This window comes from Gemmiger qucibialis (assembly GCF_027689445.1).
In the GTDB taxonomy this organism is placed as follows: domain Bacteria; phylum Bacillota; class Clostridia; order Oscillospirales; family Ruminococcaceae; genus Gemmiger; species Gemmiger qucibialis.
The window spans coordinates 1-12556 of sequence record NZ_JAQFEN010000018.1 but is presented as its reverse complement, the minus strand read 5'-3'; the positions used below and the strand labels follow the sequence as shown (position 1 = coordinate 12556).

Here is a 12556-nt window from a genome sequence, read left to right as displayed (position 1 = left end):
ATTGTTGTGCGGAAAATTAGCGCTGGATACGGCCGGAACCGTCGCCGCCAGCCAGCTTCTCGACCTCAGCAACAGTAACCATGTTGTAGTCGCCTTCGATGGAATGCTTCAGAGCGGAAGCAGCAACAGCAAACTCAACAGCTTCCTGGGTGGTCTTGCCGTTCAGCAGGGCGTAGATCAGGCCGCCGCCGAAGGAGTCACCGCCGCCAACGCGGTCGATGATGCGCAGCTCGTACTTCTTGCTGAAGCAGTACTCGTTGGAAGCAACGTCGTACAGCATGGCGCTCCAGCCGTTGTCAGAAGCAGAATGGCTCTCACGCAGGGTGATAGCAACCTTCTCAAAGCCGAACTTGTCAGCCAGCTGCTTGGAAACGCTCTTGTAGCCTTCGCGGTTGATCTCGCCAGCGTAGATATCGGTGGCCTCAGCCTCGATGCCGAACACGTCCTTAGCATCTTCCTCGTTGGAGATGCAGACGTCAACGTACTGGCACAGGTCGGTCATAGCAGCGCGGGCTTCCTCACGGGTCCACAGCTTGCCGCGGTAGTTCAGGTCGCAGCTGATCTTAACGCCATGAGCCTTGGCAGCCTTGCAGGCTTCGCGGCAGATGTCAACAACATTGGGGCCCAGGGCCGGGGTGATGCCGGTGAAGTGGAACCAATCCACGCCCTCAAAGATGGAATCCCAATCGAAGTCAGCGGTGGAAGCTTCCTGGATGGCAGAGTGTGCACGGTCATAGATGCAGACAGAACCACGCTGAGAAGCGCCCTTCTCGTTGAAGTAGATGCCAACACGGTCGCCGCCGCGGACGATCTTGCTGGTGTCAACGCCGTAACGGCGCAGGCTATTGATAGCGGCCTGACCAATGGCGTGTGCGGGCAGCTTGGTCACATAGACAGCGTCCATGCCGTAGTTTGCCAGGGAAACAGCAACGTTAGCTTCGCCGCCGCCGAAAGTGAATTCCAGGTTGTTGGCCTGAACAAAGCGCTCGTAGTTGAACGGCTGCAGACGGATCATCAGTTCGCCAAAAGTAACGACTTTCATATTGAAACTCCTTGTATTTATTGTAAATATACCGCGCCGTCAGGCGCAAACCTGCTGCACAGTGGCAACAGATTATTTCTGAACCAGGTGGATGGCGAAGCCGGCAACTTCGTCAGCAAAGTAGATGGCGATGGTCTTGCCGTCCTTAACATTCTTGCTGTCCATATCGAACTTGACGCCGCGCTGGCTCAGGTGATAGATAGCGCGGTCAACATTGTTGGTCAGGATGGCGATGTGACCATGGGTGCCGCGGCCCGGCTTCTTCATGATCTCAAATTCCTTCTTGCCAACAAAGATGCTGGAGTTGCCCGGCTTAACAGCCATGCTCAGCAGGCTGCCGATGGTCTCGGCGGTCTTGGCAGCTTCGGCTTCGTCAGCGCAGTTGATGCCGATGTGGCCCAGTTCCAGGCCCAGCATTACGTTGACAGCCTCTTTGCTCATGGCGGTGATCTCATCCCATGCGCCGGCCTTGATCTTGTCGGACTTGCACATCCAGGTGCCGCCGACAGCAATAATCTGGTTGTAGCCCAGGTAGTTGTTCACGTTCTTGGCGTTGACGCCGCCGGTGCACATCCACTTGCAGGTCTTCAGGGCAGCGCCGATGTTCTTCAGCTTGTCCACGCCGCCGTTTGCTTCAGCGGGGAAGAACTTAACAACTTCGCAGCCCATGTTCATGGCCTGCTGCATCTCGCCGGAGGTGGCGGTGCCGGGCATCATGATACCGCCCTTGTCGATAACATGCTTGCAGACTTCGGGGTCGAAGCCGGGAGCAACGATGAAGGAAGCACCGGCAGCCATAGCACGGTCAGCCTGGTCAACGGTCAGCACAGTGCCGGCACCCAGCAGCATATTGGGCAGTTCTTCGTGAATCTTCTTGATGCACTCTTCAGCACATGCGGTGCGGAAGGTGACCTCAGCAGCCGGAAGGCCGCCATCCATCAAAGCCTTGCACAGAGGAATAGCCTCGTCCACGCTGTTGAAAGCGATAACGGGGATGATACCAATTTCGTAAACGCGCTCAAGGACAGAATTCATAACGCATTCTCCTTACATTAACAAAGTTTACATCAGTTGTGAAGCGGTTCCTTATGGTGGAACACCGTTCCGCAATTTGCTGAATTTATTATACAAATTTTGCGCCGCGCCGTCAATCGGTCAATTTTACCAGTCAGAGCGGAGCCTTTTTTGGCAATATTGAGGGGGTTCCGCCTTGTGGGATGCTACTTGCGAAAAACGCCGTTTGCTGGTATACTTAATTCCACAATGCGGAACAATTCCGGCCCGATGGGAGCAGAACCGGGCAAAGCTATAAATTATGAATTTTTTGTTAATTTTTGCGGAGGATGCGTTATGGAGGATCAAACCGTAAAAAATCCTGATAAGGGCGGCGTGCAGAGCGTTGCGCGCATTTTTGAGCTGATCGAAGTGCTGGCCGCCCACCCGGCCGGAGCCAGTTTGCAGCGCCTGGCGGAAGACGCTCACCTGGCCAAAAGCACAACCCACCGCCTGTTGGGCAGCCTGGTCAGCCTGGGATATGCCGCACAGGACGGCGAAACCGGCAAGTACCGCCTGACCTTAAAGATGTTTGAAATTTCTTCCGGCATCGTCAACAGCATGGATGTGATGAGCGTTGCCAAGGTACACCTGGAACGCCTGGCCCAGCGCACCGGCGAAGCGGTGCACCTGGTCATCCGCGATGCACAGGATATCGTGTACATATATAAAACGGAAAGCGGCCCCATGCGGATGTCCAGCCGGGTGGGGCTGCGCAGCCCGCTGTACTGTACCGGTGTGGGCAAAGCCATCCTGGCTACCCTGACCGAAGAAGAGGTGGAGGATGTGTGGCGGCACAGCAACCCGCAAAAGCTGACGGGCCGCACTGTGACCGATTTGCCTGCTTTGTGCGCCCAGCTGAACGAGGTGCGCGCCTGCGGCTATGCCATTGACGATGAGGAAAACGAGCTTGGCATCCGCTGCGTGGCGCTGGCCATACCCGGCCCCGGTGGCAAGGCGGACAGCGCGTTCTCTATCAGCGGCCTTGCCCCCTACATGACGCCGGAGCGCATCCGGCGCATTGCTTCCCTTGCGCTGGAAACCCGCGCCGACATCCTGCGCGACCTTGGAGTGCAGGGTGTGTGAAGAAACATGAAGATAAAAGAATACACAGAATTCCAAAAAGACGAAATCTGGCAGCTCTACACACAGGTGGGCTGGACCGCATACACGGAAAATATGACGGTGCTGGAACGGTATGCGGATGTCCGGCAAATCCAACTGGTAACGGATAATACACCCAAAACCGTGGCGTTTTATCAATCGCTGGGATTTGTGGAGCTTGAAAAGTTGGGCTGCTGCGGGTTTATGCGGGCACGATAATTGGGATTCCGAGGTGATAAGTGTATGGAGAAGAAATCAAGACGCTCAGGAACAGACCCCGTAGTTGCCTTGACTTTGATTTTTGTTGTGCTAAAAGCAATGGGTTTGATTTCATGGTCATGGTTATGGGTACTAAGTCCAATCTGGCTTGCGTTCCTGTTTTTCGCCGCTATTTTTTCTGTCATTTTGGTCGGCGGACGAATTGCCAAAGGGAAATGGTAAGTTCGCGTTTGTGAAATGGCGGAGTTTCACTCCGACAACTTCGGATTTGTAAAGGAGATATACAACATGAAGAAAGTCTGCTTAGCGGTTTTGCCAGCTTTAACAATAGTGTTAGAATTATTACCCTTGGGAGCAGTTTGTATTTTTGCAACATCTCCAACAGAAAGAGTAAAAGAAACATTCTCATACTTTAGCCTTACACCGTTTGGCTATGCAAATTTTGCTCCACTTATTACAGCCACACTTACTGTTGCCATCTTCTTACTTTCATTGTTTTCATTGAAGAAGAAAGGTGTTCTCAAAGCATTGTTTGTCCTTTCCATTATTACGGTAGTTATTTCTCTTTTGCCATTGATGTATGGCTTAAACTACTATACCCTTGTAGGAGCCTTTATAACAGTAACACTTGTAATAGAAAGTATTTTGGCTAAGATACAACAAAAGTAAAGCGATAACTTCCAGTTTGTAGACCAATGCTTAACAAATGTACAACAATAATAGACAAGCCTTGCGTACAGGACTATAATAAAATAATAGGAAAAGATGACAACAAGGGAATGCGGTAAGGCGGCCGGAACTTCCCGGAAAAGTGGGGAATGGAATGAACCTGATCTTTACAGCCTTTGCCACACTGGAGGGCTACCGCGAGGGCAGCAATGCCAACCTGGGCAGCGAGGTATTCTACCGCTGCATTGTGGTCAGCCTTGTCAGCGCAAAACAGAAAAACCAGAACTGCGATGCAGCCCTTGTGACCAACACCGCTGTGCCGGAACCCTATGCTGCGCAGCTGTCCCAGGCGGGCATCCGTGTAATCGCCTGTCCGTTTGACAACTACCGCTTTGAAGCGGATTTAGACTGGTCCCTGGCGTATTACAAGCTGTGCGCCATGCAGTATCTGCTCGAAACCGAGCATTACGAAAACTACCTGATGCTGGATTCCGATACCTTTACCCAGCGCGGCTATCAGGATATCTGGCACGAAGCCGCGGAAGCGGTGCTGCTGTATCAGGTGCCCCATGCGGCCAGCCAGCCCATGACGGCCCGCATCTCCCACACCTATGATGAACTTTGGCCGGAGGGCGCTCCCCATGTGCTGACCCACTTTGGCGGCGAGTTCGTGGCGGGCAGCACGGCCCGGCTGCAGGATTTTATGGCCGAATGCCGCAATGTGTTTGACCGGATGCAGCAGACCGGCGTGCGCAGCCAGGACGGCGACGAAGCTATTTTGGATGCTGCGGCCTACCGCAGCCAGCTGGCGGGCAAGCCCGTGCGGGCCGCCAACGCGTATGTGTTCCGGTACTGGCTGGGCGGGCATTTTTATTATGTTTCCACGAACTACTGCTGCGACCCCGTCTGCGTGCTGCACCTGCCCGGCAAGGCGAAAATGCGCCAGCTGACGGTGCTCTACCACAAATACACCCGCAGCGGCCGCATGCCGGAAAACCGAACTGTGTGGCGGCTCTGCTGCCTGCCTGCCGCCCGCCCGCCGCTGCTGCGCAGCCTGTGGGTGCGCCTGCGGGCCAAAATCGGCATTTGAATCCACCCACTGACCCCCAAGGAAAGGAACGCTCTATGCAGGAGAAAAAACGTATTCCCCTGAAACGTCTGCACCGCCTGCGCAACGCCCGCAAACAGGCCGCGGAGACAGATGACCTGACCCCCATGATGAAAGCCATCAAGGCGGTGCACAGCGTGACCAGCACCGGCTCTACCCAGCCGGAGGACCTGGAACGCCAGCGTGCCGCCCAGGAGCTGTTTGGCCGTTTGGTTACCCCCAACCTGTTGATCAACACCACGCCCATCACCGTCAACAATGTTTCGGCGGAGTGGGTGCGGATGAACCAGGGGCATGACCGCCGCCATGTGGTGCTATACTGCCATGGCGGCGGCTACACCTGCGGCCAGCTGGGCTATGCCCGCGTGCTGGCCAGCAAACTGGCGCTTTCCACCGGGTGCGATGTACTCAGCTTTGAATACCGCCTTGCCCCCGAAGCACCGTATCCTTCCGCCATTGACGATGCCCTGCGCGTCTGGGACTACCTGATGTATATGGGCATCGGCGCGCGGGATGTGATCGTGGCCGGGGATTCGGCGGGCGGCAACCTGGCGCTGGAACTGGCCCTTGCCGTAAAGGCCCAGGGCCGCAGCCAGCCGTGTGCCCTGGTGCTGATGAGCCCCTGGACCGATATGACGATGCAGGGGGCATCCTATCAGAAATGTGCCGCGCTGGACCCCATGCTGACACACGACTATATTGATTCCTGCCGCACCGCTTACCGCGGAGCAAACAGCACCCTGGAATGGGAGGACCCCAGCCTTTCGCCGCTGTTTGCGGATTTAAGGGGGCTGCCGCCCACTTTGATCCAGGTGGGAACGAACGAAATATTGAAATCCGATTCTATCAACCTTGCCAAAGCCATGACGGAACAGGAAGTATACGCCGTGCTGGAGGTATACCCCGAATGCTGGCATGTGTTCCAGCAGATGCCGATCCCCCATGCCGCACAGGCCATGGAAAGCGTTGGCCGCTTTGTGCAGAAAATTTTGTAACGGCGGAACCCCGCCGGATAGGAGGGCTGCCATTTGCCCGAAACCTGGTATAAAGTCGATAATGTCGCCAAAGTATTTCTGGCGTCCATCAACCGGCGGGACCCGCGGGTGTTCCGCGTCAGCTGCACCCTGAACGAGGATGTGGACCCCGACCGCCTGAATCAGGCCCTGGAACAGACCGCACGGGAAAACCCGCAGTTCCAGGTCACGCTGCACCGTGGGCTGTTCTGGCATTATTTTGAATCCACCAACCTGAAACCGCAGGCGGTGCCGGAAACGCTGGCCCCCTGTGCCATGCTGTACGGCCCGCAGATCAAAAACGAACTGCTGTACCGCGTCAGCTATTACGGCGCGCGCATCAATGTGGAAATGTTCCACGCCATCAGCGATGGCAACGGCGGGATGGTGTTCCTGAAAACGCTGGTGCACAATTATTTGCAGCTGAAAAATCCCGAACTGGCCAATGTTCCCGGAGAAGAGCGCGCCAGCAAGGGCGAATCGGCCCAGGATGCGTTCCGCAAGTACTATACGGCGTCCAAAGCGGCGGAGGAAGACCCGCTGAACCGCAAAAAGTCTTTCCACCTGCATGGCCGCAAACTGCCGTATGACCAGTCCCAGTTTTTTGAAGCCCACCTTTCTACCGCCCAGGTGCTGGCCAAGACCCGCGCCATGGGGGTAACGATGACCAGCTACCTGGCCGCTGCCCAGATGCTGGCGGCTTATCAGGAAATGCCGGCGCTGGAACGCGGCAAGGTCATCTCGGTCAGCCTGCCGGTCAACCTGCGCAGCTATTACGGAACCGAGACCGCCCGCAACTTTTTCAACTCCATCCGCATCAGCTGGGTATTCCGGGGGGACGAAACGCTGGAAACCCTGGCCAAAGGCTTTGACGCCAAACTGCGGGAAGCCCTGAAGGACGAGCGGGTCAAGGCCCGCATGGACGGTTTTGAAAAGCTGGAACAGATGCCCGGTATCAAACTGGTGCCGCTCTTTATCAAAAACGCGGTGGTCAACCTGTTCAATACGCTGGAAGCCAAAAAAGTTACCCTGACCATCTCCAACATGGGGCGCATCCCACTGCAAAAAGAGCTGCAGCCCTATATCAAAGGATTTACGGCGTTCTGCAGTTCGACTACCGCGTTCACCACGGTCTGTTCCTATGGGGATGATTTGGTTTTGGGCACCACCTGGGCGTTCCGCAGCACCGAGATGCTGAAAAACTTTTACCGCCGCCTTTCTGCCGAAGGGTTGGATATTACACTGTATGCAACGGAGGTGGATGGAGAATGAAAACCTGCCCCCATTGCCATATCCAGGTTGGCGGCAGCGCACAGTACTGCCCGCTGTGCCAGAACCCCCTTGTCGGCACGCCGGAACCGGACCGCTACCCCAAGGTGGTGCCGCCTGCGCGGCAGGCATCGCTGTTTTACCGCATCGCTGCCTTTGTGCTGCTGGGGGCGGCGGTCATCTGCGGCGTGGTGGATTACATCATGATCGAAGGCAGGCATATGCACTGGAGCCTGCTGGTGCTGATCGGCGCGGTGGGGGGGGTGCTGCTGCTGCGCGCACTGCTGCGCCAGGGCCGCAACGCCCCGAAGCTGCTGTTCCAGATTTTGATCGGCACTTCGCTGATCGTGACCTTTGCGGATTATTACGCCGGGTGGAACGGCATTGCCATTGACGCCATTGTGCCGATCTTGTGCAGCGTTACCCTGGTGCTGAACTTCATTTTTGCCTTTGTCAACCGCCGCTTTACCGAGAACGGCCTGGTTTACCTGCTGCTGAACATTGTGGTGGGCGTGGTGCCGTATATCGGCTTAACGCTGCGCCACAGCGTGCGCCCGCCGCTGGCCTGGGTCATCTGCCTGGTCATCAGCATGATCACCTTTTTGGGGCTGGTCATCTTCAAGGGCCGCAGTCTGCTGGCAGAGTTTGAAAAACGCCTGCACCTGTAAATCGGAATTTGAAAGGATGATGATATGATGGATAAATTAAAAAAGAACATGGTTTTCTACCTACTGTTGCTGATAGATTTTTATATCGTTCCTTGGTTTATAAAAAACACAGGAAGTGCAATGATTGTTATGTTAGTAATTATTCCTCTAATATGTTTAATAACCTCTGTTTTTTATGGGATTAGGAATGGTTTTAACTTCTGGTATATTTTGATTGTAGCAATAATGTTTGCGCCATCTATATTTATATTTTATAACTCAAGTGCATGGGTTTATGTAGTTGGATATGCTGTTATTGCATTATTGGGAAATTTAATAGCATTGCCATTAGGAAAAAGATAACTTCGCATTTGCCAAACTGCCCACGCAAACTTGTGTTTGCAAAATGATACCCCGCTTTGCCCCGGCAAAACGGGGCTTTTTGCTGCCGGTTGTGCGCCCAAATTGCCGCAGGCAGGGTCCAAATAGCGCAAACTGCGGTTTTTGCCCATTGACAAGCGGTTTTAACCGGGCGTATACTTACCATATCTTTGGGCCATGCCGTTTTGCGGCAGGTTCCAAGGGGATCGTTTGTAATATTATAAAGGAGTGCGGAATTATGAAAAACAACAATAGCATCAAGGCCGTTGTCGCCGTTGGTATCGGCGCAGCACTGTTCTTTGTGCTGGGGCGTTTTGTGGCAATCCCCAGCCCGGTGCCTAACACCAACATCAGCCTGCAGTATGCAGTGCTGGCCCTGCTGGCCGCTATGTACGGCCCGGTTGCCGGCGGCCTGATCGGCTTCATCGGCCATGCTCTGATCGACCTGTCCTGGGGCGGCATCCCATGGTGGAGCTGGGTCATCACCTCCGCTTTTGTCGGCGTTGTGGTGGGCCTGTTCACCAAAAAGCTGCATGTTGAGGAAGGCGACTTTAACAAAAAGAAGGTTGGCGTGTTTGCGCTGGCCAACGTGATCGCCAACATGATCGGCTGGATCGTGGTTGCTCCCGTGCTGGACATCCTGATTTATGCGGAGCCTGTCAAAAAGGTGTTTGCACAGGGCGTGTTTGCCGGTATCTCCAACAGCGTTACTGCTGTGGTCGTGGGCGGCCTGCTGGTGCTGGCTTACACCAAGACCATTGCCAAGAAAGGCTCTTTGGATAAAGAATAATTGCTATCGCAAAGCCTTCCCGTGGCCTTTGGTTTGCGGAAAGGCTTTTTTGTTTGCTGCTTTGCCGTTGGGAAAGGCGGCACCGGAATATCTTGCTTTGAGGTACCATGCCCATGTCTGAACAGACAAACCCCATTATTTCATTCAAAAACTTCTCCTTCCAGTATCGTGCGCAGAAAAAGCCGACGCTGCATGATATCAACCTTGATATCTACCCCGGTGAGCGTGTGCTGATCGCCGGGCCTTCCGGCAGCGGCAAAAGCACGCTGGCGGCCTGCATCAACGGGCTGAACCCGTTTTCTAACCCCGGCGAATGCACCGGCAGCCTGACGGTAGACGGCGTGGATGCGCCCAACAGCAGCATTTTTGAGCTTTCGGCCCATGTGGGCACTGTGCTGCAGGACCCGGACGGCCAGTTTATCGGCCTGACGGTGGGCGAGGACATTGCCTTTGCGCTGGAAAACAGCTGTGTTCCCCAAAAGGAAATGCACGAGATCACCCGCCATGCCGCAGAGCTGGTGGGTATTGAAAAACGCCTGGACCATGCCCCGCATGAGCTTTCCGGCGGGCAGAAGCAGCGCGTCAGCCTGGCGGGCGTTATGGTGGATCAGGTTAAAATTTTGATGTTTGATGAACCCCTTGCCAGCCTGGACCCTGCCACCGGCAAGCAAGCCATTGAGCTGATCGATGAGATCCAGCACAAGACCGATACCACCGTGCTGATCATTGAGCACCGGCTGGAGGATGTGCTGTGGCGCAATGTGGACCGCATCATCCTGGTCAATGAGGGTACTATTTTGGCTGACCTGCGCCCGGACGAGCTGCTGGCCACCCATATGCTGGCCGAAAACGGCATCCGGGAGCCGTTGTACCTGACGGCCATGCGCTATGCGGGCATTGCCATCACACCGGAAAAGCGCCCTGCCCATGTGGACACCGTGGTGCTGGATGATGCCGATACCGCCCGCCTGCACAAGTGGTTCCACGCCCTGCCGCTGCCGGAACCCGGCCCCGCACCGGAGCGCCTGCTGGAAGTGCGCGGCCTTGGCTTTGGCTATACCAAGGGGCAGAGCACCCTGCATGACATCAGCTTTTCCATCGGCAAAGGTGAGATGGTCAGCATTGTGGGGCGCAACGGCGCGGGCAAATCTACCCTGGCAAAGCTGATCTGCGGGTTCGAGACCCCGGAGCAGGGCCAGGTGCTGCTGAATGGCCGTGACCTGGCGCAGGATAACATCCGCCGCCGCGCCCAGCACATTGGCTATGTGATGCAGAACCCCAACCAGATGATCTCCAAAACCATGATCTTTGAGGAAGTTGCGCTGGCCTTGCAGGGCAGCGATATGACCCAGGAACAGATCCGCCAGCGGGTGGAGGATACTCTGAAGGTTTGCGGGCTGTACCCCTTCCGCAACTGGCCCATTTCCGCACTGAGCTTTGGCCAGAAAAAGCGTGTAACCATTGCCAGCGTGCTGGTGCAGCAGCCGGAACTGATCATTCTGGACGAACCCACCGCGGGGCAGGACTTCCGCCATTATACCGACATTATGGAGTTTCTGCGCGGGCTGAACGAGCAGGGCGTGACCGTGGTGATGATCACCCACGATATGCACCTGATGCTGGAATACACCCCGCGCGCATTGGTGTTCTGTGATGGCCAGCTGATTGCCGACCGCAGCGCTGCTGCCGTGCTGTGTGACCCTGAACTCATCGAGCAGGCTGCGCTGAAAGAAACCAGCCTGTTTACCCTTGCCAACCGCTGCGGCATTGCCCCGGCGGAAGATTTTGTAGAACGCTTTATCCATGAAGACAGGGAGGTGCGCACACATGGCTGCTAATACCGTGCTCAATTACCTGCCGCGCCAAAGCGTTGTTCACAAAATGACCGGCACCACCAAGCTGGCATTCTTTTTGCTGTTTACCTTTGCCAGCATGATCACCTATAACACTTGGGTGCTGCTGGGGCTGATGGCCGTCAGCTTTGCAGCGTTCAAGCTCAGCCACATCAAACTGCGCGAAGTGCGGTTTATGCTGATCTTTATGCTGGTATTCCTGCTGCTGAATAACCTGTTCATCTTTTTGTTTGACCCCAACCAGGGCACCACGCTGTACGGCACGCGGCATGTGCTGTTCCATCTGTTCTGGCGGTATGATGTAACGGCGGAGCAGCTGTTCTACATGGTCAATATCTCGCTCAAATACTTTGTGGCACTGCCGGTGGCTATCTTGTTTATTTCCGCCACTAACCCCAGCGAGTTTGCCGCAAGCCTGAACAGCATCGGCATCTCCTATAAGGTTGGCTACTCGGTTGCCATTGCGCTGCGCTATATCCCGGATATTCAGCGCGACTACCACAGCATCAGCCAGGCCCAGCAGGCCCGCGGCGTGGAGCTGGGCAAAAGCGAACCGTTCTTTGCACGGCTCAAGAATTCGGTCAGTATTCTGCTGCCGCTGATTCTGACCAGCCTGAACCGCATTGATACCATCAGCAACGCCATGGAGCTGCGTGGCTTTGGCAAAAATGGCAAGCGCACCTGGTACACCCAGCGCCCCTTTGCCAAGCGGGATTTTGCCGCCCTGGCTTTTGGCGCAGCGCTGCTGTTGGTCAGCCTGTTTGTTACCATCCGGTACGGCCGGTTCTATAACCCGTTCGTATGATCCATAAATAAAACCATAAAAGCCCCGTCTGCCAATTGAACTGCACCCCATTTGTTAGACAGTATGGTATTACTGTCTAACAAATGGGGTGTTTTGGTATGCCAAGAGGAAGGCATTACGCAGAGCATGTCTCGAAAAGGAACTTGTCTGGATAACGCTGTTGCTGAGAATTTTGAAAAGACGATTGCCGATTGCATCGACCGCCGAATTCAATTAAAACGAAACGGCCTGAACCCTGTGCAATACAGGATTCAGACCGTTCAGGTTACTTAATTCTTGTCTTTGTCTAAGGCAACACCGCACAATTCCCGCCTTACGGCTTAAGCACCGCTCCGGCGGCTGCGGCACGGCATCTGCGTTGCCAAAATGCTCGATAATACACAAAGTATTATCTGCGCTTTTGGCTTAGCAGCTGCCGCACCTCGCTCGCCGTATCGGCACTTAGAATTATGCGGTATTGCCCTAATTTTTTTGGGGCCCTTCAAACCTGCTCAACGGGCAAAAGGGTTATCTGCGCCCGGCACCGCCGCCGCGGGTGGAACCGCCGCCGGCACGGAAGCCGCCGCCCCCACCGCGCGGGGCGCTGAACCCGCCGCTGCGCCC

The 12556-nt window shown here is 55.3% G+C and carries 14 protein-coding genes and 1 pseudogene; 13 read left to right on the top strand and 2 right to left on the bottom strand.

The annotated features are described in order from the left end of the window. Window positions 1-16 precede the first annotated feature (16 nt). Together PG062_RS14965 and eda are read right to left on the bottom strand one after the other, a co-directional pair. Window positions 17-1042, bottom strand: a complete 1026-nt coding sequence (locus tag PG062_RS14965; RefSeq protein ID WP_270752890.1) for a sugar kinase — start codon at window positions 1040-1042, stop codon at window positions 17-19. A 72-nt stretch (window positions 1043-1114) separates the two neighbouring features. Then, on the bottom strand, window positions 1115-2077 hold the full coding sequence (gene eda, locus PG062_RS14960) for a bifunctional 4-hydroxy-2-oxoglutarate aldolase/2-dehydro-3-deoxy-phosphogluconate aldolase (protein WP_113999781.1): 963 nt from the start codon (window positions 2075-2077) through the stop codon (window positions 1115-1117). A 315-nt stretch (window positions 2078-2392) separates the two neighbouring features. Here eda and PG062_RS14955 point away from each other — a divergent pair, with 315 nt between their 5' ends. From PG062_RS14955 to PG062_RS14895, 13 genes and pseudogenes are all read left to right on the top strand, one after another. Continuing rightward, the gene (locus tag PG062_RS14955; protein ID WP_270752889.1) at window positions 2393-3181 is read left to right on the top strand and encodes an IclR family transcriptional regulator; all 789 of its coding nucleotides are present in this window, start codon (window positions 2393-2395) and stop codon (window positions 3179-3181) included. A 6-nt stretch (window positions 3182-3187) separates the two neighbouring features. Beyond that, the gene (locus PG062_RS14950; RefSeq protein WP_270752888.1) at window positions 3188-3418 is read left to right on the top strand and encodes a hypothetical protein; all 231 of its coding nucleotides are present in this window, start codon (window positions 3188-3190) and stop codon (window positions 3416-3418) included. Window positions 3419-3442: 24 nt separating this feature from the next. After that, on the top strand, window positions 3443-3640 hold the full coding sequence (locus tag PG062_RS14945) for a hypothetical protein (RefSeq protein WP_270752887.1): 198 nt from the start codon (window positions 3443-3445) through the stop codon (window positions 3638-3640). A 66-nt stretch (window positions 3641-3706) separates the two neighbouring features. Further along, window positions 3707-4087, top strand: coding sequence for a hypothetical protein (locus PG062_RS14940; protein ID WP_117998218.1), 381 nt, complete (start codon window positions 3707-3709; stop codon window positions 4085-4087). Window positions 4088-4241: 154 nt separating this feature from the next. Then, window positions 4242-5177, top strand: coding sequence for a hypothetical protein (locus PG062_RS14935; RefSeq protein WP_270752886.1), 936 nt, complete (start codon window positions 4242-4244; stop codon window positions 5175-5177). A gap of 35 nt (window positions 5178-5212) precedes the next feature. Then, window positions 5213-6190, top strand: coding sequence for an alpha/beta hydrolase (locus PG062_RS14930; RefSeq protein WP_270752885.1), 978 nt, complete (start codon window positions 5213-5215; stop codon window positions 6188-6190). Window positions 6191-6223: 33 nt separating this feature from the next. Then, entirely contained in the window at window positions 6224-7480 is a 1257-nt protein-coding gene (locus PG062_RS14925; protein ID WP_270752884.1) for a phthiocerol/phthiodiolone dimycocerosyl transferase family protein, read from the top strand. After that, window positions 7477-8145 (top strand): DUF6320 domain-containing protein, encoded by a 669-nt coding sequence (locus PG062_RS14920; RefSeq protein WP_270752883.1) that lies wholly within the window; start codon window positions 7477-7479, stop codon window positions 8143-8145. The genes PG062_RS14925 and PG062_RS14920 overlap by 4 nt, the downstream gene beginning before the upstream one ends. Window positions 8146-8169: 24 nt before the next feature. After that, a complete protein-coding gene (locus tag PG062_RS14915) occupies window positions 8170-8487 on the top strand; it encodes a DUF2651 family protein (RefSeq protein ID WP_081733101.1) in 318 nt (105 codons plus the stop codon). A 43-nt stretch (window positions 8488-8530) separates the two neighbouring features. After that, window positions 8531-9295 carry an ECF-type riboflavin transporter substrate-binding protein gene (locus PG062_RS14910; RefSeq protein ID WP_514130912.1) on the top strand — a complete coding sequence of 255 codons (765 nt, stop codon included), beginning with the start codon at window positions 8531-8533 and terminating at the stop codon, window positions 9293-9295. Between the two features lie 113 nt (window positions 9296-9408). Further along, window positions 9409-11133: an ABC transporter ATP-binding protein gene (locus PG062_RS14905; protein WP_270752881.1), complete on the top strand. Its 1725-nt coding sequence runs from the start codon at window positions 9409-9411 to the stop codon at window positions 11131-11133. After that, window positions 11123-11953, top strand: coding sequence for an energy-coupling factor transporter transmembrane component T family protein (locus tag PG062_RS14900; RefSeq protein ID WP_270752880.1), 831 nt, complete (start codon window positions 11123-11125; stop codon window positions 11951-11953). The genes PG062_RS14905 and PG062_RS14900 overlap by 11 nt, the downstream gene beginning before the upstream one ends. Before the next feature lie 111 nt (window positions 11954-12064). Further along, window positions 12065-12226 (top strand): annotated as a pseudogene (locus tag PG062_RS14895) (IS3 family transposase); the annotation flags it as partial. Between the last annotated feature and the right edge of the window lie 330 nt (window positions 12227-12556).

What these genes read in the sequence shown, in the direction of transcription:
- PG062_RS14965 (WP_270752890.1), bottom strand. Translation starts at nt 1,042, where the DNA reads ATGAAAGTCGTTACTTTTGGCGAACTGATGATCCGTCTGCAGCCGTTC.
- eda (WP_113999781.1), bottom strand. Translation starts at nt 2,077, where the DNA reads ATGAATTCTGTCCTTGAGCGCGTTTACGAAATTGGTATCATCCCCGTT.
- PG062_RS14955 (WP_270752889.1), top strand. Translation starts at nt 2,393, where the DNA reads ATGGAGGATCAAACCGTAAAAAATCCTGATAAGGGCGGCGTGCAGAGC.
- PG062_RS14950 (WP_270752888.1), top strand. Translation starts at nt 3,188, where the DNA reads ATGAAGATAAAAGAATACACAGAATTCCAAAAAGACGAAATCTGGCAG.
- PG062_RS14945 (WP_270752887.1), top strand. Translation starts at nt 3,443, where the DNA reads ATGGAGAAGAAATCAAGACGCTCAGGAACAGACCCCGTAGTTGCCTTG.
- PG062_RS14940 (WP_117998218.1), top strand. Translation starts at nt 3,707, where the DNA reads ATGAAGAAAGTCTGCTTAGCGGTTTTGCCAGCTTTAACAATAGTGTTA.
- PG062_RS14935 (WP_270752886.1), top strand. Translation starts at nt 4,242, where the DNA reads ATGAACCTGATCTTTACAGCCTTTGCCACACTGGAGGGCTACCGCGAG.
- PG062_RS14930 (WP_270752885.1), top strand. Translation starts at nt 5,213, where the DNA reads ATGCAGGAGAAAAAACGTATTCCCCTGAAACGTCTGCACCGCCTGCGC.
- PG062_RS14920 (WP_270752883.1), top strand. Translation starts at nt 7,477, where the DNA reads ATGAAAACCTGCCCCCATTGCCATATCCAGGTTGGCGGCAGCGCACAG.
- PG062_RS14915 (WP_081733101.1), top strand. Translation starts at nt 8,170, where the DNA reads ATGATGGATAAATTAAAAAAGAACATGGTTTTCTACCTACTGTTGCTG.
- PG062_RS14910 (WP_514130912.1), top strand. Translation starts at nt 8,531, where the DNA reads ATGATACCCCGCTTTGCCCCGGCAAAACGGGGCTTTTTGCTGCCGGTT.
- PG062_RS14905 (WP_270752881.1), top strand. Translation starts at nt 9,409, where the DNA reads ATGTCTGAACAGACAAACCCCATTATTTCATTCAAAAACTTCTCCTTC.
- PG062_RS14900 (WP_270752880.1), top strand. Translation starts at nt 11,123, where the DNA reads ATGGCTGCTAATACCGTGCTCAATTACCTGCCGCGCCAAAGCGTTGTT.